17 protein-coding genes are annotated in these 19,767 nt (G+C 32.9%); 15 read left to right on the forward strand and 2 right to left on the reverse strand.

Annotation, left to right across the window (positions count from 1 at the left end):
- The first annotated feature begins 2 nt into the window (after positions 1-2).
- A complete protein-coding gene (locus B5X51_RS09795; RefSeq protein WP_079720997.1) occupies positions 3-476 on the forward strand; it encodes a DinB family protein in 474 nt (157 codons plus the stop codon).
- Between the two features lie 61 nt (positions 477-537).
- Positions 538-2,229 (forward strand): energy-dependent translational throttle protein EttA, encoded by a 1,692-nt coding sequence (gene ettA / locus B5X51_RS09800; protein WP_079720998.1) that lies wholly within the window; start codon positions 538-540, stop codon positions 2,227-2,229.
- 121 nt (positions 2,230-2,350) lie between these two features.
- Here the strand turns inward: ettA and B5X51_RS09805 are convergent, their stop codons facing one another.
- Positions 2,351-2,608 carry a DUF1456 family protein gene (locus B5X51_RS09805; RefSeq protein ID WP_079720999.1) on the reverse strand — a complete coding sequence of 86 codons (258 nt, stop codon included), beginning with the start codon at positions 2,606-2,608 and terminating at the stop codon, positions 2,351-2,353.
- Positions 2,609-2,641: 33 nt separating this feature from the next.
- Positions 2,642-3,931 carry a DUF2254 domain-containing protein gene (locus B5X51_RS09810; protein ID WP_079721000.1) on the reverse strand — a complete coding sequence of 430 codons (1,290 nt, stop codon included), beginning with the start codon at positions 3,929-3,931 and terminating at the stop codon, positions 2,642-2,644.
- Positions 3,932-4,102: 171 nt separating this feature from the next.
- On the opposite strand from B5X51_RS09810, the gene B5X51_RS09815 reads away from it, so the two are divergent.
- From B5X51_RS09815 to B5X51_RS09875, 13 genes are all read left to right on the forward strand, one after another.
- Positions 4,103-4,546 carry an Hsp20/alpha crystallin family protein gene (locus B5X51_RS09815; RefSeq protein WP_079721001.1) on the forward strand — a complete coding sequence of 148 codons (444 nt, stop codon included), beginning with the start codon at positions 4,103-4,105 and terminating at the stop codon, positions 4,544-4,546.
- Positions 4,547-4,787: 241 nt separating this feature from the next.
- Entirely contained in the window at positions 4,788-5,477 is a 690-nt protein-coding gene (locus B5X51_RS09820) for an outer membrane beta-barrel protein (protein WP_079721002.1), read from the forward strand.
- A 139-nt stretch (positions 5,478-5,616) separates the two neighbouring features.
- Positions 5,617-6,303, forward strand: coding sequence for an MCP four helix bundle domain-containing protein (locus B5X51_RS09825; protein WP_079721003.1), 687 nt, complete (start codon positions 5,617-5,619; stop codon positions 6,301-6,303).
- Positions 6,304-6,908: 605 nt separating this feature from the next.
- Positions 6,909-8,255 carry an exopolysaccharide biosynthesis polyprenyl glycosylphosphotransferase gene (locus B5X51_RS09830; protein WP_079721004.1) on the forward strand — a complete coding sequence of 449 codons (1,347 nt, stop codon included), beginning with the start codon at positions 6,909-6,911 and terminating at the stop codon, positions 8,253-8,255.
- Positions 8,256-8,292: 37 nt separating this feature from the next.
- A complete protein-coding gene (locus tag B5X51_RS09835; RefSeq protein WP_217699539.1) occupies positions 8,293-9,117 on the forward strand; it encodes a polysaccharide biosynthesis/export family protein in 825 nt (274 codons plus the stop codon).
- A 15-nt stretch (positions 9,118-9,132) separates the two neighbouring features.
- Positions 9,133-11,448: a GumC family protein gene (locus B5X51_RS09840; RefSeq protein WP_079721005.1), complete on the forward strand. Its 2,316-nt coding sequence runs from the start codon at positions 9,133-9,135 to the stop codon at positions 11,446-11,448.
- A gap of 223 nt (positions 11,449-11,671) precedes the next feature.
- Positions 11,672-12,784 carry a GDP-mannose 4,6-dehydratase gene (gene gmd, locus B5X51_RS09845; RefSeq protein ID WP_079721006.1) on the forward strand — a complete coding sequence of 371 codons (1,113 nt, stop codon included), beginning with the start codon at positions 11,672-11,674 and terminating at the stop codon, positions 12,782-12,784.
- A gap of 49 nt (positions 12,785-12,833) precedes the next feature.
- Entirely contained in the window at positions 12,834-13,949 is a 1,116-nt protein-coding gene (locus tag B5X51_RS09850; RefSeq protein ID WP_079721007.1) for a GDP-L-fucose synthase family protein, read from the forward strand.
- A gap of 187 nt (positions 13,950-14,136) precedes the next feature.
- Positions 14,137-15,519 (forward strand): MATE family efflux transporter, encoded by a 1,383-nt coding sequence (locus B5X51_RS09855; protein ID WP_079721008.1) that lies wholly within the window; start codon positions 14,137-14,139, stop codon positions 15,517-15,519.
- 15 nt (positions 15,520-15,534) lie between these two features.
- Positions 15,535-16,212, forward strand: a complete 678-nt coding sequence (locus B5X51_RS09860) for a methyltransferase domain-containing protein (RefSeq protein ID WP_139374861.1) — start codon at positions 15,535-15,537, stop codon at positions 16,210-16,212.
- 25 nt (positions 16,213-16,237) lie between these two features.
- The gene (locus B5X51_RS09865) at positions 16,238-17,236 is read left to right on the forward strand and encodes a polysaccharide deacetylase family protein (protein ID WP_079721010.1); all 999 of its coding nucleotides are present in this window, start codon (positions 16,238-16,240) and stop codon (positions 17,234-17,236) included.
- Between the two features lie 17 nt (positions 17,237-17,253).
- A complete protein-coding gene (locus B5X51_RS09870) occupies positions 17,254-18,471 on the forward strand; it encodes a glycosyltransferase (RefSeq protein ID WP_079721011.1) in 1,218 nt (405 codons plus the stop codon).
- 171 nt (positions 18,472-18,642) lie between these two features.
- A complete protein-coding gene (locus B5X51_RS09875; protein WP_139374862.1) occupies positions 18,643-19,767 on the forward strand; it encodes a hypothetical protein in 1,125 nt (374 codons plus the stop codon).

Consider the following 19,767-nt stretch of genomic DNA (forward strand, 5'->3'; position numbering starts at 1 on the left):
TTATGGCATTAAAAGATCAAAAAGAACAACTTCTTAAACATTTAAAAGGCGGAGAAGCTTTTGCCTCTTTAGAGAGTTTTATAAATGAAATTCCTTTTGAGAAACTGGGAGAGCGACCTCACCAATTACCGTATTCATTCTACGAACTTTTTTACCATGTGGTTTTCGCACAAAAAGATATTATAGAATACGCTATTTCTGGTGATTATAAAGCCGCTAACTGGCCCGATGATTACTGGCCAAAAGAGTCGGCTCCTAACACTTCAGAAGACTGGGAAAAGCTGAAAAAAGATTATGTTGACGATAGAAATGTGTTGGAAAACTTTTTGTTAGATCCTAAAAACGATCTAAATATTCCGGTTAGAAATTCTGAACATCATACGCTGCTTCGGGAGGTGCTACTGGTTATAGAACATACGGCTTATCACACGGGCCAAATGCTTATTGTTGTACGTCTACTGGGACTTTATAAATAGTGGGGTGGTGTGAGTTTTATTTTAGATATTTGCAAACTTAAACAGATTTAAAATATAGTATATGGCAGATGATAAGAAAGTAATTTTTTCAATGTCTGGGGTAACCAAAACTTTTAAAAATGCGAATACCCCCGTTTTGAAAAATATATACCTTAGTTTTTTCTATGGTGCAAAAATTGGAATTTTAGGTTTAAACGGATCTGGTAAATCTACTTTGCTTAGAATTATAGCTGGTGAAGATAAAAATTACCAGGGCGATGTAGTTTTTTCTCCGGGATATTCTGTTGGTTATCTTGAACAGGAACCAAAATTGGATGAAGATAAAACCGTTCTTGAAGTCGTAAAAGAAGGTGTGGCCGAAACGGTAGCTATTCTTGATGAATATAATAAAATTAACGACCAGTTTGGTTTGCCTGAAGTTTATGAGGATGCTGATAAGATGCAGAAGCTCATGGATAAGCAGGCGGCACTTCAAGATAAAATTGATTCTTCAAACGCCTGGGAGCTTGATACCAAGTTGGAAATTGCAATGGATGCGTTAAGAACTCCCGAGGCCGATAAAAAGATCTCAGTCCTTTCTGGAGGGGAAAGAAGGCGTGTAGCCCTTTGTAGGCTTTTGCTCCAGGAACCGGAGATTTTACTATTAGATGAGCCTACCAACCACCTGGATGCTGAATCTGTGCATTGGTTAGAGCATCATTTGGCTCAATATAAAGGGACGGTAATCGCCGTAACTCACGACCGTTATTTTCTTGATAACGTTGCCGGTTGGATTTTAGAATTGGATAGAGGTGAAGGAATTCCGTGGAAAGGAAATTACTCTTCCTGGTTAGACCAAAAGTCTAAACGAATGGCTCAGGAACAAAAACAAGCCAGCAAACGCCAAAAAACACTCGAACGTGAGTTAGAATGGGCGAAAATGAACCCTAAAGGTCGCCAAAGTAAACAAAAAGCCAGGCTTAAAAATTACGATAAGTTAATGAGCCAGGACCAGAAACAAATGGACGAGCAACTGGAAATTTATATTCCAAATGGTCCAAGGCTTGGTACGAATGTGATTGAAGCCAATGGCGTGAGTAAAGCTTTTGGTGATAAATTGCTATATGAAGATTTAAATTTCAAACTTCCGCAAGCCGGAATTGTAGGTGTTATTGGCCCCAACGGAGCCGGTAAAACCACAATTTTTAAAATGATTATGGGTGAAGAGGAGCCTGATAAAGGTAGTTTTGAAGTTGGTGAAACAGCAAAAATCGCTTATGTAGACCAGGCGCATTCTAATATTGATCCTGAAAAAACCATCTGGCAGAATTTTAGCGACGAACAGGAGATGGTGATGATGGGTGGACGCCAGGTGAATTCTAGAGCCTACTTAAGTAGATTTAATTTTAGCGGAAGCGAACAAAATAAGAAAGTAAATATGCTTTCTGGTGGTGAAAGAAACCGACTTCATTTAGCGATGACGCTTAAAGAAGAAGGTAACGTATTGCTTCTGGATGAGCCTACTAACGATTTAGATGTAAATACACTAAGAGCGCTGGAAGAAGGTTTAGAGAATTTTGCCGGCTGTGGAGTAGTTATTTCTCACGACCGTTGGTTCCTTGACAGAATTTGTACGCATATTCTAGCTTTTGAAGGAGATTCTCAAGTTTATTTCTTTGAAGGAAGTTTCTCTGATTATGAAGAGAATAAGAAAAAACGTTTAGGTGGAGATATTATGCCGAAACGTATTAAGTATAAGAAGCTAGTAAGATAAATAAACTTCATTCTGAATTTATTTCAGAAACTAAGATATTTAATTTTCATTCAAGTTAGAACCTGAAACTAGTTCAGGTTGACGTAAATAAAAACCTCACAAATTGTGAGGTTTTTTTATGCTATTCTTTTTTTGGTTTCTTGTCTTTCTTTGGAGGCATTGGACCACGGAGGTGAATTATGAGTCCGTTTAAGAAATTCCGAAGAAATTGATCGCCACATTCTACGTATTTCGGGTGATCTTCGGCTCTAAAAATTGCACCTAATTCACTTTTGGTGACTTTAAAATCTACCAAACCGCAAATCTTTACAATATCGTCGTCTCTTAATTTATGAGCGACCCTTAATTTTTTGAAAACATCGTTATTTGTTAATCCCATAGTGCGAAAATAGTTTTTTTCTGAGTTTTGCTTTTAACTTTTCAGGTTTAATTGTCTTTCAATAGCATTTATTCGGTCAATATCAGCTTCGTTCTTTATGGTTGATTTTGCATCTGCAAGAAAGTTCCTGGCTTCCTTATCTATTGCTTTATAATATGTTTCGCTAATAGATTCCTGGGTTTTTAGGTAATAAAAAAGCATACCCATTTGTTGAACAATTATAATATCATGCTTGCAATAAGCTCTTATTGGGGCTAGCACCTGGTATAGTAATTCTTCGAAATCTACACTAGCCATTTTTATAAATACTTCGCCTTTGGTTTTTATATATTGTGTATCCTGTTTTTGCATTCTTAGTGCAAATAATTCTGTCAAATAATCAATTGCATTTAATGCAGTGCCGGGGTCATTTATACCTGGAGACATTGCTTTAAGAATAACTTCGGTAATTTGTTTAAAAGCAAGTACATAATTGGTATTTACCAACTCGCCGCGTGCTAGGCTAAAATTAGAAAGGACTTTTTTTACTGTAGCTTCGTCTAATTCTTTTTTTGATTTAAAAAGAGGGATTCCATTTAAAATAAAGATTCCTTTTACCGGTAAGATTTCAATTTTTGTTTCTTCTTTTTTGCATATATCCAATAAGTTATCTTCAGATAAATTTTGAAAATAACCGCTTTTTTCTGAATGATATTCATACCAGTTATCTGTTTCAGGAAAGCTTTCTTGCTTGGTTTTTTCATTCTTCAGTAAAAATTTTAGACGTGTTTTAGCCGTACTGAAGGTGTTGTCTAGAATATTATTTATCTGGATACTTTGTGAAATGTTATGAATAAAATATATGAAAGCTCCAATACAAAATACGGTGAGAATGATTCCTACTAATACCGAAAAACCCGGAGTTTGGTATGAGCCGCCTTCTGGTTGAATGGAAACTGCTACAAAAATGCAGTAAATAATAGTAGCTAAATAAGTACCTAAAATGAACTGATGATTTTTATCAGAAATTAGTCCGGGTAACAATCTTGGGGAATAATTACTGGCAGCCTGATTAAGTAAAACCATCACCATAGAAAAGCTGAAAACCATCATTGAAATTAGTCCGGTTATACAGACGGTTAAAATACTTAAAGCAGTGTCTCCATTGTTTACCACTAACATTGGTATATGTTCTAGTAGATATTTGGAAGCGCCCTGATTTTCGAAATAGATAAGTGTAAAAGCTATGAGAAATCCAAAAAATGCCAATACACTGGGGTAAAAGGCAATTTTACTCTGAAGGTTGGTTAATAGAATGTAAATACGGTTAAAAAAATACTTCATTTAATTTTATTAGAAAGTTACCCAAATCTACCTAAAAATCTACTTCATTTTTAAAATTGCCAAAATGACATGAATATTAAGCAATATGGTGTCAAAAAGGCATATTTGTGAAATTGGACTTTTATTTGCTAATATTTTTTTAGAAAAAAAATAATCTAAAAAACAATAGTTATGAGTTTAATTAAAAGAAATGAGGCTAATTGGCTGCCATCAGTTTTTGACGATATGTTTAAAACCGATTGGTTAGGAGGAACTACAAATGTAAACAGTATTGGAACCAGTATTCCCGCTGTAAACATTCAGGAAACCGAAGACAACTTTAGTGTAGAAGTTGCTGCACCGGGCAAAACTAAAGAAGATTTTAATATTGAGCTGAACAACGATGTATTAACCATTTCTTCTGAAGAGAAACAAAAAAATGAAACTTCAGAGAAAAGTGGAAGGTATACCAGAAAGGAATTTAGCTATAGCACTTTTAAAAGAGCATTCAGTTTACCAGATTCTGTAGATAGTGAGAAAATTTCAGCTTCTTATAAAGACGGAGTACTTACTATAGCATTACCAAAACGGGAAGAAGCCAAAGTACAGGCTAAACGAATGATTGATATTTCGTAATTTAGAAAGTTAATTTAGTTAGTTTTAAAAAAAAACGTCCCTAAGCGGACGTTTTTTTATACTCATTTTTTACGTGTTCGGATACTCAGTTTTATTTAAATACAACTGAGATTAGAGGTTTATCTCGAAAATATATACGCAATTGAATTTTTATACGTTAAAAAGAAACAGGGAACTCTATGATTATTTTATATAATTGATATATTTACCCACAAGAATAAGACCTACTAAATCTATTTTTATGAACAGATATTTTCTACTGATTTTTATTAGCATATTTTGTGTCTCGGGCTCGCAGGCCCAGGAATATAGTTTTGGAATAAAGGGAGGAGCCAATTACTCTATGACCGGAGAAATTGACGGTAGTTCTTCTGGAGGTGCAGGGTTTTTTGATGGAGTTGTTGAAGGCCAACCTAAGGTAGGTTTTCATGCAGGTGTATTTTTTGAATTGAATTTTGGGAAATTTTTTGTTCGTCCAGAGGTAATATATAATTCTATGGAAATGGAATTCGAATTTCCAGCGCAAAATTCAATTTATTCAGTTGAAAAACTAAGCATTCCTTTATTGTTTGGTTATAATATTTGGGGGCCAATAGATGTTTATGCGGGGCCTGCTTATCAAAACATTATGAATGCGACCATAGAAGGTACTGAGCCGGTTAACCAAACAATAGTTGTTCAAAATACACCACTAGCTATACAAGCTGGAGCAAAAGTGAGTTTAGGGAGATTTGAATTGGGTTTAAGATATGATAGATCTATGGCCAGTCAGGAATCCCAAGGGCTGGATTTTAATAATGGTCAATATGGTATTAACCTTACAGAATATGATGATTTAAGAGTAAACCAATTTCTACTCAGCCTTAGCTTTAAGATAGGCGACAGCGAATCTAATCCAGGCCGAAGAAGAGGAAGAGGTTGTTACTTCTAACAATACATGTTTTAAATTATTAAAAAGCCTTAATTGTTAATTTTTCAATTAAGGCTTTTTTTATTAATGGTTTTCTTAAATAAACATCTTAAAATCATTAAATTGATAGCGTGTATTTGCACGGTTAAATTTCAACAAGATGAAAGATCTCTATTCAATAAAACCTGAAAAACGCAAACGCCTTATTTTGATTTTAAGTGTCTTCTTTGTTCTTTTATTAATTACAGAATTTATTGAAAAAAAGAGCTTAAAAAGTATAGATCAGGATTTTTCTTCACTTTATCAGGATCGATTATTACCGGCAGCTCAAATGTATGAGCTTTCGGGATTATTGCACCAAAAAAGGATGTTCTTCGAGGATATAAAGGACGATGGTGAGTTTATTGCAGAATTAAATTTAAAAGAGATTAAGGCTTATAACACTCAAATTGATCAAGTTCTAAAAGATTATGGGAAAACCTATTTGGTAAATAGGGAGAAAGTCTATTTTGAAGAATTTAATAAGCATTATCACGAGTATTTGATACTGGAGAATACTATTCTTGAGAATTTACAGGAAGAAGATTTTAGTACTGCTAATTATCTTATTAGTGAAAATGCTATTGATTATTTTAAGATCCTAAACCTTAATTTGCATAATATTGCCGGTATCCAGCCCGAAGTAGGAGAGGAACTTATGGCTCATTATAAATCAAGCTCCGGGATGACATCTTTATTGTATTACTTCAAAATAGCCCTTACCATTCTTATAGGTGTGTTTGTTCTGCGACTTCTTGGTCTAGAGCAATTAATTCGGCGTCCAAAGCAAAAATTTGAATTAAATTAGTTATTCAATCTCGTAAGGATGATTGTAAGAATTTTCTTTAGTTTTCAAAAAGAATAAGCTTTTCTAATTTTAGGCTCTTATTACCTTTTACTTAAAATACTTACTTTTTAATTAATAAAATATATCATTCTATAGTTTATATTGCTGTTTGTTTAGTGAAAGCCTAAAAATCATATAGGTGATTATGCTGATTAACAAAATTTTAAGCATTATATCGAAAAATATTTAGATGCGTGCTATTAATATGTAAATTTAAATAAGAATTAGATGCCTCTACCTTCTAGTTCTATTCCCCCCAATCACCTTTAACTTTGGAAGTCTAAAATTGAATATCCCAAAAAATGGTTGCATAAGTGCGCCATTACTTAAAATATAGAAGCCCCTTTTCTATTTTATTTGAGAGTAGAAATAATTTTTCTAAAACAAAGTGAAGCCTCCCGTAATTAGATAATGGGACTCACTGTGACGAAGTCATGAAAAATTTATAGTTCGTATTTAAAAATATTACACCCCCCAATAAAGGATTTACAAACTACATTTTATTGATTTTTTTTTCAAATGTGTGTAATCCGAAAGTTTAAATTATTAATCTAATCACTTGAATTGTGAAGGGGTCGTATTTTATTATTCCATTGTCAGTTGTTATTCATTTAATGATAATCAACCTGAGTCTTTATTTTCTTACACCTGAGACCTATACTAAAACTTTAGCTTTAAGTGTTAATATATCCTGGTTAGTGATAGGTATTGGACTTAATTTCTATAGTATTGATAGGAAGGAAAAATTCACACATAAATTTCATAAATTTTTACGGCACTTTTTTGTTTTTGTACTTTCTTATTTTAGTGTATTAGCTTTCCTAAAGATTGAATTCAATCCTCAAAAGCAGATTTTGGTTTTATTGTCATTATTGTTTTTTCTGTTGTTTTACAGGTGGCTTTTTTTTGAGACCAGAAAATACTATCGTCAAGGTGGAGGTAACTCTTTAAAAGTGATAATCTTAGGCAATGATAAAAATTTAATACGGCTCGAAAATATCTTTAATGATCCAGATTATGGCTATAGATATCTTGGTTATTTCCATGGTAAAAAAGAAAAACATACTATGGGTAAACATCTTGGTGATTTTGAAGATTGTTTCCGTTTTATAACAGAACAGGAAGTCGATGAAATTTATTGTTCCGTTAGTCAATTTACTAAATCAGAGTTACTAAGAATTAGGGCTTTTTCTGATAATCATCTAGCGAAATTAAAACTAATTCCAGATAATAAGGGGGTTTATTCAAGTTCAATGGAATTTGAAATTTTTGAAAACTTACCTATTCTCAATCTTAGGAAATCTCCACTTGATAAAAATTATGCAAAATATGGTAAGCGTATTTTTGATATTGTTTTTTCATCATTAGTGATTGTAGTTATACTTTCCTGGTTGATACCACTACTTTTTATACTGAACTTTTTTGAATCTAAAGGCCCGGTTATTTTTAAACAATTACGTCACGGAAAAGACAAAAAAATCTTTTGGTGCTATAAATTTAGATCTATGGGAGTAAATCCAGAAGCCAATAGTAAAATGTGTACTCGTAATGATCTAAGAGTAACAAAAATTGGAAAATTCATTAGAAAAACCAGTATTGATGAATTACCGCAATTTATAAACGTATTTCTGGGCGATATGAGTGTGGTTGGACCCAGGCCGCATATGGAACTCCATACTATGAAATATGAAAATAATATAGATAAATACCTGGTGAGGCATTTCGCTAAACCCGGAATAACGGGGCTAGCCCAGGTAAGGGGTTATCGTGGTGAGATTATAAGAAAATCAGATATTATTAATAGAACTCGGATGGACATTTTTTATCTGGAAAAATGGACAGCACTGCTAGATCTGAAAATTATTTATCAAACGATTCATAACTGCATTTACGGCGAAGGAAAAGCCTATTAGTATTTGTTAACCCTTTTTATAAAATTAGTCACCTCCTATGAAAAATTCAACTACACCTTTAATGCTTTCTTCAAAGGGAAGTCTTAAAAAAAATCGATTTATAATTTTAGTTTTCATCTCAGTGATTTCTTTAAGCTCTTGTGTGAATGTTAAGAAAGCAACTTATTTTAATGAAATTCCTGATACAGAATTTAAATCCAGATTTCAAAATATGGAACCTGTAATCAAGGAGAATGATTTGCTAAGTATATCGGTTAGCAGTTTAAACCCAGAAGCTACAGAAGTTTTTAATGCTTCCAATGTTTCTGTGACACAAACCTCAACTGCCACAGGAACTACTACTCAGGCTTCTGGTTATCTGGTAGATCACGAAGGCTTTATTAGGTTTCCCTTTTTAGGTACCATAAAAGCAGCGGGGAAAACTAAACAGCAATTAAGGGAAGAAATTACAAAAGAACTGATAGATCGCAAGCTTTTGCTAGAGCCCATAGTAGACATTAGATATTTGAATTATAGGGTTTCTGTGCTTGGCGAAGTAAAGGATCCTTCAGTATTGACCATTCCTAGTGAAAAAGTAACTTTATTAGAAGCTTTAGGTTTAGCCGGGGACCTTACAGTGTATGCAAAACGTGATAATATTCTATTAATAAGGGAAGAAGGAAATGTAAAAAAACTGATTAGGCTTGATTTAACTTCAGAAGAAATATTTACCTCGCCATATTATAATCTTAAGTCTAATGATATTATTTATGTTGAAGCTAATAAGTCTAAAGTAGCCTCTACAAGCAGGGTCAATCAATGGTTGCCTATTATTATTAGTTCTCTTTCTCTAGCTGTCATTGCCTTAGACAGGTTCCTGTAACTAAATAGAAAAGACATGAAATACAATTCTAACACCGGAAAAGAGGATAATCTTTTCAGGTATATCATAAAGACATTTTTTCCTTTTTGGCCACTATTCTTGGTGCTTGTCGTGGTTTGTGTTTTAGGAGCCTGGGGATATCTAAAATACGTTACTCCAATTTATGAGGCCTCAGCTTCAATTATGATAAAAGATGAGGAAAAGGGAGTGGATAATTCTAGAATTATGGAAAGTATAAATCCCTTTGATTCAAAAAAAATTGTAGAGAATGAAATTGAAGTTCTAAAGTCCAGAGATTTAATGAAATCGGTTGTTAGAGACTTGGATCTTTACGCTCCCATCTATGAAGATGGCAGGATTAAAGCTATTTCAGCTTATACTTCAAGTCCAATCAAGGTGATAGTTAAAGAACCAAATAGGATTAGTATCTCAAATGAAGAACCAGAAAAGCATTTTTTCAATTATAATTTTAACGAAGAAAATGTTGTTTTCTCTGGTAAGGAATATTCACTAAATAAGTGGTTTGAGATTTCAAATGGACAAACAATTATGTTTGTAAAGAATGATAATGTAAATAAGAAAGCAAGTAATCCATTGTTTTTTTATTTATTGAACCCCAAGATAATTTCTACTAGTTTATTAGATGAATTAGATATAAGTACTTCTAATAAGCTTTCATCGGTAGTTAATTTAAGTATTAAGGACGAGGTACCAGAAAGAGCTGAAAATATTCTTAACCGCTTAATTTACCAGTACAACCAAAAAATAATTAAGGATCAAAATGAACTTGCCTTAAGTACTATGACTTTTATTGATGAAAGAATTGAAAATGTAGAAGAAGAGTTAGATGAACTTGAATATAAAATTCAACAATATAAGTCTAATGAAGGTGTGGTAGATTTGAGTGAACAAGGTAGGTTATATCTTCAGGATGTTGGTGAGAACGACAAACAAATTTCGGAACTTGAACTTCAGCTAGCTGTATTAAATAATGTTGAAAATTATGTAATTTCAAAAGGTAGCGCTGGAGGTATGGTTCCTTCAACACTTGGAATTAGTGATCCAATTTTATCACAGCTTATTGAGAAGCTATATAATCTTGAAGTAGACTATGAGAGGTTAAAGAAAACTACCGGCGAAAACAATCCAATTTTAACTTCTATTTCCAATCAAATTTCTAAAATTAGACCAAGTATATTAGAAAATGTAAAAAGCCAAAGGCAGAATTTACAATCAAGATTAAGTAGTTTGAACTCTAATAACAGGAGGTTTAACTCTACTTTGAGAAACATTCCAGGAAAGGAAAGGACACTCCTTGAAATAAATAGGCGAAAAACAATTAAAAATAACTTGTTCTCTTATCTTCTTCAAAAAAGAGAGGAAGCAGCCCTGGCAAATGTGCCTACAAATGAAAATAGTGCGATGATTGATAAAGCTGAGGCGTCAATTTATCCAGTAAGCCCCAAACCACTTTTTATATACTTAATAGCTATTTTACTTGCTGTTGGAATTGGGACTGGTTATGTGGTAGGAAAGGAAGTTCTTAGTGGTATGGTTTTATATAGAGATGATATTGAGGGTCTTACGGATATTCCTGTGATTGCCGAACTATTTTACGCAAAGAAATCAAAGAATAAGAAATTTAAAAAACCACAGGACTTTGTTTTAATTGAGCAGTTTAGGCAATTAGGTGCGAGACTTGGTTTATATAGGCAGGATATTCAAAATAAGAGAATATTAGTCACTTCTGGAATTTCTGGTGAAGGAAAAAGTTTTGTAAGCTCCAACCTTGCCTTTAGTTTAGCACAAACAGGAAAGAGAGTAGTTCTTGTAGACATGGATTTCAGAAAACATAATACTTCAGAATTGTTTAATCTCTCCAACTCGAAAGGTATTATAGGTTTATTAAAGGGAGAAGTAACTTACGATGAAATTATTCATCCATCTGAAGTAAACTCAAATTTATTTGTAATAGGTACTGGTGCCAGGGCAGATGATTATACTGAAACGCTATTAAATGGGAAGTTAGAATTCCTAATGGATTCGCTGTCAGATGATTTTGAGTATATTATAATTGATACCGCTCCAGTAAATATTTTAGCTGAAGTAAACCTCATAGCAGAGTTTAGTGAAAAAACTTTATTCGTTGTAAGACACGGTTATACTTCAAAGGAGTCTCTTAAAAGACTTGATGAATCAGCAGGTTTACAATCGCTTAAAAATGTTTCTATTGTTTTTAATGGATTGAAAGTTAGGGGTATGGTGCTTACAGATTATGGCTATGGTTACGACTTAAAACATGTAATGTCTTATGCTAATCAAAAAACTTAAGCCTTAACAATAATTAATATCTAAAATTAAATTTTTTCAATCTGGTTTATAATCGCCTAAACCAATTTTGTGAAGCAAAGATTCAAAACTGATTTTTGCAAAAATTCCATAGCTATTTCCCCATATCAGAAGAATACTAATTTAATACATAATCTAAAGAGTATTAATGCAATTTTTAAGATTTAAAAGAGAATAATAATTATATAAATAAAAAAATCATAGAATGAAAATAGCATTAATTACAGGAGTAACTGGACAGGATGGAGCTTATTTAAGCGAACTTTTATTAAGTAAAGGTTATGAAGTTCACGGTTTAAAAAGAAGAACTTCACTTTTTAATACAGAAAGAGTAGATCATTTATACCAAGATCCTCATGAAAAAAATAGAAATTTTATACTTCATTATGGGGATATGACTGATAGTACTAATCTTATTCGTTTAATTCAGGAAATACGACCAGATGAAATATATAATTTAGCCGCGATGAGCCATGTGCAAGTATCCTTTGAAATACCTGAATATACTGGTAATGCCGATGGTATAGGAACTTTACGCATTTTGGAGGCTGTAAGGTTGTTAGGGCGGGAAAAGAAAACAAAAATTTATCAAGCATCTACTTCAGAGTTATATGGTAAGGTTCAGGAAGTTCCACAAACAGAAATAACTCCCTTTTATCCAAGAAGCCCCTACGCCATTGCGAAATTATATGCCTACTGGATTACAGTTAATTATAGGGAGGCTTATGGAATGTATGCTTGTAATGGTATCTTGTTCAATCATGAATCTCCTAAAAGAGGGGAGACCTTTGTAACTCGAAAAATCACTCGTGCGGCAGCAAGGATAGCCTTGGGTTTGCAGAGTAAACTTTATTTGGGAAATTTGGATGCCCGTCGAGATTGGGGTCATGCCAAGGATTATGTTCGTATGATGTGGATGATCTTGCAGGCAGATGAACCAGAAGATTGGGTTATAGCAACTGGGGTTGCCACCACTGTTAGGGAATTTGTAAGGCTGGCCTTCAATGAGGTGGGGATTGAAATTGAATTTAAAGGTAAAGGAGTTGATGAGAAAGGTTACATTGCTTCGTGTTCAAAGCCAGAATTTCAATTAGAGAAAGGTCTGGAGGTACTGGCGATAGACCCTAAATATTTTCGTCCTACAGAGGTTGACCTTTTAATAGGTGATGCCACAAAGGCTAAAACAAAACTAGGATGGATTCCAGAATATAATTTACAAAATCTGGTTAAGGAAATGATGGAAAGTGATGTGAAACATATGCAGAAGGATTGTTTATTGCAAAAGGGAGGGTATCAAACTTTTAACTATTACGAATAAGAGGCTCTTTTTTTAGAAGAAGAACGGTTTTTTATAACAAATTGATTTTATGCAAAAAGATTCTAGAATTTATATCGCCGGTCATCGTGGACTCGTGGGTAGTGCTATCTTAAAAAATTTGAAAGACAATGGTTATTTCAACTTAATAACCCGATCTCATAAAAATCTTGACCTTACAAGTGAACCTGCAGTTGCTACTTTTTTTGAGAAAGAAAAGCCAGAATATGTTTTTTTAGCAGCAGCTAAAGTTGGAGGTATCCTGGCTAATAATAATTATAGAGCAGATTTTATTTACCAAAATTTGATGATTCAAAATCATGTGATACATCAAAGTTATATACATAATGTAAAAAAGCTCCTATTTCTGGGAAGTACTTGTGTGTATCCTAAGAATTGCCCTCAGCCAATAAAAGAGGAATATCTGTTAAGTAATAGTTTAGAATACACTAATGAACCTTATGCAATAGCTAAAATTGCAGGGATGAAAATGTGTGAAAGCTATAATCTTCAGTATAAAACAGATTTTATTTCAGTAATGCCTACAAATTTGTATGGACCTAACGATAATTTTAATCTTGAAACTTCCCATGTACTCCCAGCTTTATTAAGAAAAATTTATTTAGGAAAGTCTTTAGAAATGGGTAATTGGAAAGCTATTAAAAATGATCTGAATACTCGCCCAATTGAGCAAATAGATGGTGAGGCAGGAAATGAAAAAATACTTGAAATTTTAAAAAAATATGGCATTTATAAAACCGGTCAACGAGTTGTAGTGGAAATTTGGGGTAGTGGAGAACCGATGCGGGAATTTCTATGGAGTGAAGATATGGCCGATGCTTGTGTATTTTTAATGAAGAATATTAGTTTTCGCAATATTGTAGACCAATTCCTGAATAATGAAGATTTTACAGAAATACGTAATTCCCATATTAACATAGGAACAGGTAATGAATTGTCAATAAAGCAATTGGCATATTTAATTAAAAAGATTATAAAATTTCAAGGAGAATTTTTCTTTAATACTGAAAAGCCAGAGGGTACCATGAGGAAGGTTACAGACATCTCAAGATTACATGAACTGGGATGGACACATACTGTTTCTTTAAATGAGGGGATAGAAAGATTGTATGCCAACCTTAGAAAATCAGAAGTACCCGTAGCATAAAAACAAAAGATTATTTACCCCTTATCTGGAGAAAATTTAATTTGAAATAATCTATAATCTGAAGATCCTGATAGTTCGGGAATATATTCCCTTTAAATAATAGCTTAAATTGTGGTTAGAGCTGTTTAAGTTCAAAATAGCGAATGCCAAAGGTATTTTATTCTTAAACATCTTGTACCTATAAATAATGTTAAAAAAATATCTCATTCCCTTATTTTCTTTTTTTCAAACCTTCTTAAATAAAGGCCATGAACGTAGCATAAAAGCAAAGAAAAACATTATTACTTCTATAGGGTTAAAAGGGGGAAGTATAGCAATAAGTCTTCTTCTTGTGCCACTTACGATCAATTATGTGAACCCCGAGAGATATGGTATATGGTTAACCATAAGTTCAATAGTCGCATGGTTTAGTTTTTTTGATATAGGGCTTACTCAGGGATTAAGAAATAAGTTCGCTATAGCTATAGCCGAGGGAGATGATGAAAGTGCACAGGTTTATGTTAGTACAACTTATGCAATTCTGGGTATTATTTTCACTACCATTTGGTTAATTTTTCTTTTGATAAATCCATTTTTAGAATGGAGCGATATCCTGAATGTTTCAGAAGAATTTTCCAATGAGATTTCTATATTGGCTTTAATTGTATTTACCTACTTCTGTCTGCAGTTTGTATTAAGGGTTTTAACAACGATTATTACCGCAGATCAAGAACCTGCAAAGGCATCTTTAATAGATTTAATTGGCCAGGGAGTAGCTTTGTTGTTAATTGTGGGACTCGTGTTAACAACACAGGGTTCTTTAATCTATTTGGGTTTGGCTCTTTGCATAGCGCCTATTCTTGCCTTGGCCGGAGCAAATTTTTTTTTCTTTTCAGGTAAATATAAAGCATATAAACCCTCATTTAAAAAAGTGAGATTTTCACACGCTAAAAGCTTGTTTAATCTAGGAGGGATTTTTTTCGTCATTCAAGTTGCTAGTTTAGTGCAATTTGAATCTGCAAATATTATTATTTCAAGGAATTTTGGCCCCGTCCATGTTACTGATTATAATATTGTTTATAGGTATTTTGGTATACTTAATATGGGCTTTATGATATTTATAAGTCCGTTTTGGTCAGCTTCTACTGAAGCTTTTTTAAAAGGAGATATAGCATGGATTAGGAACAGTATTAAAAAATATAATATGCTAAATATCCTTTTTATAATAGCAGGTCTAATTATGCTGCTATTTTCTGAAACTATATATACTCTATGGCTTGGGAAAGAAACGGTAAATATAAGCTTTGTGTTATCTTTATGGGGTTTTTTTTATTTCTGTAGCCTAATGTTCGAATCAAAGTATGTGAATTTTTTAAATGGTATTAGTGCTTTAAGACTTCAATTCTGGTCCAGTCTAATTAGTCCTTTTCTATTTATTGCACTTGTCTTTCTTTTTATCAAACACTATCAAATGGGGGTATATTCACTGTTTTTGGCTTCAATAATAGCTAATTTCAATGGTCTTATACTAGCTCCCCTTCAATATTATATGATTGTTGTTAAAAATAAACGGGGAATTTGGATTAGATAAATTACATAAGAAAATATGAATAAGTATCTAAAAAGATTATTGAAAAGACCTAACTGGTATAACTTACGGGCTCTTACTCCAGTCTCCGAAAGCTTTGGATTGGATAGGGGAACCCCCATCGACAGAATATATATTGAAGATTTTTTGAAGAAAAATTCTGAATTTATTAAAGGGAGAACAATGGAAATAGCAGATGATTTCTATTCCAGGAAATTTGGCAATGATATAGAAAAATTTGAAATATTGCATGCCACGCCAGATAATGACCAGGCAACGGTTATTGGAGACCTTACAGATATTTTAACTCTTCCGGAGAATAGAATAGATTGTTTTATATGTACTCAAACCCTTAATTTTATTTATAACTTCAAAGATGCTATTGTTGGCACCAAACATCTTTTAAAAGAAGGTGGCGTAGTGCTTGCAACAGTAGCGGGAATATCACAAGTATCATCCTATGATATGTCAAGATGGGGAGATTATTGGAGGTTTACAACCTTGTCTATAGAAAAGTCTTTTGAAGAGGTTTTCGGAAAGGGAAATGTCCAGGTAGATTTCTATGGAAATGTTCTTTCTAGTATTGCATTCCTTCAAGGATTATGTGCAGAGGATCTAAAAAAGGATGAACTTTTCTATAAAGATCCCAATTATCAAATGACCATTGTGGTAAAAGCCATAAAACGGACCCCTTAAATATTCACTTTAAGTTTGATTAATTATGAATATAAAACAGAAAGTGGATTTTAGTATACCATTAATGATTGATAAAATGGGAGATATCTTTAATCCCTTTTTTCTCAAGTTTAAGAATGAGAAAAATCAATTATTAATATTCTACTTTCATGGGGTTTATGAGTCTTTAAAGCAGAAAGAACAAAGTCATGTATCGCCTCAGAATAATGTTACCAAAGAACAATTATCAGAATTTGTAGAATATTTTCTTGAGAACGATTATAAGTTCATAGCTCCAGAAGATTTAAAAAAAGGTTTGGAAAAAGACAATTCGTATGTGATGATCACTTTTGATGATGGTTATTACAATAATTTTTACTCTCTTCCTATACTGGAAGAGTTTCAGGTTCCGGCAACTTATTTTATAACGACCAACAATTTGGTGTCAAATTCTTCCTATTGGTGGGATGTAATTTATAAATATAGGACCAAGGAGGGAGTTTCATTAAAAATGGTACAACAAGAACAAGAATATCTAAAAAGATTTAAATATTTCGAGATTGATCAATATTTGCTTCATAATTTTGGCAATACTTGCTTTGAACCCTGGAGTGATGTAGACCGTCCAATGTCTATTGAAGAACTCAAGATATTTGCCGAACACGATTTGGTAACAATAGGGAATCATACTCACAATCATGTTATTCTTACAAATTATACCAAGGCCGAAATTATTGAAGAGTTTAAAAAATCAAACGAGATTTTAACGGAAATTATAGGCTACAAGCCTAATATACTGGCGTTTCCTAACGGGAATTATTCCAGTAGTCTAATAGAATTGGCTAATAAAGTTGGATTTCAATATGTATTCACTACTAACAGTTATATTAACAGGCTACCACTAAAAACGGCTAATGTAATCATGTTAAACCGTTATATGGCAAAGGCGGTAAATATTAACGAATATGGTAGTTTTTCAAGGTTGGGATACCAGGGAGATTTGCTGTACCATAATTTCAAGAAGAAGATTAAAAACTTAATTTAGAAGTGGTTTTTCCATAAATGACTAAAGTTCTACAACTACAATACGGATTTTCTTCGGCAAGCCCTGCAAACCGATTACATCAAGCTTTCCTGGAAGCAAAAATTGAATCTGGTATTCTGGTGCTATATCCAGATAAGAATGAAAATGAGGATATTTCGGTAATGGGGAAGAAGGCTCGGTTGTTGTCAAGGATTAACAATACGGTAGAAGCCTACCTCACAAAGGATATGCTTTCCAAGTACGGGAAATTTTCTTATCCAGTTATAGGCTCCGATATTTCTAAAAAACAAGAAGTAATACAAGCCGATGTAATTTACGTACACTGGATATTAAACGGGTTTTTAAGTATACAAAGTTTGGAAAAACTGGCCAGGTTGAGAAAACCGCTTATTTTCGTGATGCACGATATGTGGACTATTACCGGGGGGTGCCATCATAGTTTTGACTGTAATAAATATACAATTCAATGTGAAAATTGTCAGGTTTTTGATAATAAAAAGATTAAAGATCTTTCATATAAAGGCTTTAATAGGAAGCTGCTTTTTTATTCCAAATATCAAAATTTATATTTCGTTTCTCCAAGTAAATGGTTATTTGACTGTTCCCAGAAATCGGCTTTATTAGGTTCTAAACCTTTATTTCATATTCCTAATATTATCGATAAATCGCTGTTTAAACCATTTAGTAGGAACGTTGCCAGGCAGATTTTGAATATAGATAGTAACAAACATATTATTGCATTTGGGGCGATGGCAATTAACAGTCCTTATAAAGGCTGGGAGTATTTAAAAACAGCCCTTAATATATTGTATGAATTAGAAAATAAGGAAATACAAATTGTTGTCTTTGGAAGCAGTCCTAATCCCGAAATTTTAGATTCTATTCCTTTCGAGACCAGGTTTATGGGATTTGTAGATAACGAATATGCGACATCCATTATTTATAATGCGGCAAATGTTTTTGTAGCCCCTTCTCTCGCCGATAATTTACCTTACACTATTTTAGAGTCATTATCCTGTGGAACTCCAGTAGTTGCATTTAAGGTAGGTGGAATACCAGAATTAATTGATCATAAAAAAAACGGCTATTTAGCAGAGTACAAAAATGCTGAAGATCTAGCTCGGGGAATTGCTTTCTGTCTAAAAGAAAGTATTTCGGGCCATCGTTTAATGGAATTTAATCCGGTAACTGTAATGAACAAACATCGGGAATTGATTAAAAGTGTTCTAAATTAAGACTTCGTGGAGAAAATTTTGAAACCATTTTTGCAAACAACTTACAGGGAACGCGAATTGGTAAATCTAATGTGGATTGGTTTTCTGCTTTATATACTAAGTTATACCTTATCAACTACCACCTATGTAAATTACGTTATTTGTCAGTTTATACAAATTGTAGGTCTTGTGTTGTTTATCCCTTTATTTTTCAACCTGATAAAATTTAGACTTGTAAATACTTATTTACAAGTATTTTTTTCCTTGTATATAATCTGGATAATATTTATTGTTATAAGAGATTTCCCCAGCAATTTTGATCAATTAAAATTCATGCTTTTTGATGCTTGGTTTGGTGGGATTCTATATCTAAGTCCGTTATTTATATTACTGCCTCTTAAACTTTTTTATTTAAAAAAGCTTTTTCAAACTATATTCTTACTAGCCATTGCTTATTTGATTTATGATGTTTTTTTTTTAAAAGATCTTTTAAGCCAGGGAGCAAGTCTTACCAGTTTGAACATTGTAGAATACTTTTCAAAAACGCTTGCTGTGCCGGCTTTCTTTCTGTTAATGGTCTACACTTATCATTCTAATAGAAAGAAATTTTTTCTTATCATTATATTATTAGTAACCATTTTTTTCGCTCTGGTAAGGGCTCGCCGTGGTTTACTTTTTATGTGTGGCCTCACAGCTGTTTTTTCTTATTTACTTTTCCTATCTCAAACCAGGAATAAATTTTTTTTAGTATTGCTTACAATTATATGTGGAGGGATATTATTTATTTTCGGATTAGAATTTTTTTCTTATCAAAAACATAGCATTTTTGATCATATTACAGATCGTGGATTGGAAGATACCCGCTCTACAGTAGAAATCTGCTTTTTTCAAGATTTAAGCTTTAAAGACTGGATAATAGGTAAAGGAATGTTAGGTGAATATTTTTGTCCAGGCATAGATCAAGACGATGTAACTGGCTATCGCAGTACCATAGAAACTGATTATCTTCAAATAATCTTAAAAGGAGGACTTATGTCTCTATCACTTTTTTTGTTGATAACTATCCCCGCTATTTTTAAAGGACTCTTCTATTCAACCAATTTGCTAAGCAAAGCTGCCGCTCTTTGGATTATATGGATATTATTAAATATGTATCCCTCTACCATTCATACCTTCACTATGCCGTATATTTTATTATGGATATCAGTAGGTATTTGCTATTCTAAAAACATAAGGAATATTCCAAATGAAACGCTTATAAGCTATTTTAAGGAGGAGGCTAATTCTGATTTAAAACAGCCAACAGTTAACCTATAG

It is taken from the genome of Salegentibacter holothuriorum (assembly GCF_900168045.1).
Lineage (GTDB): Bacteria > Bacteroidota > Bacteroidia > Flavobacteriales > Flavobacteriaceae > Salegentibacter > Salegentibacter holothuriorum.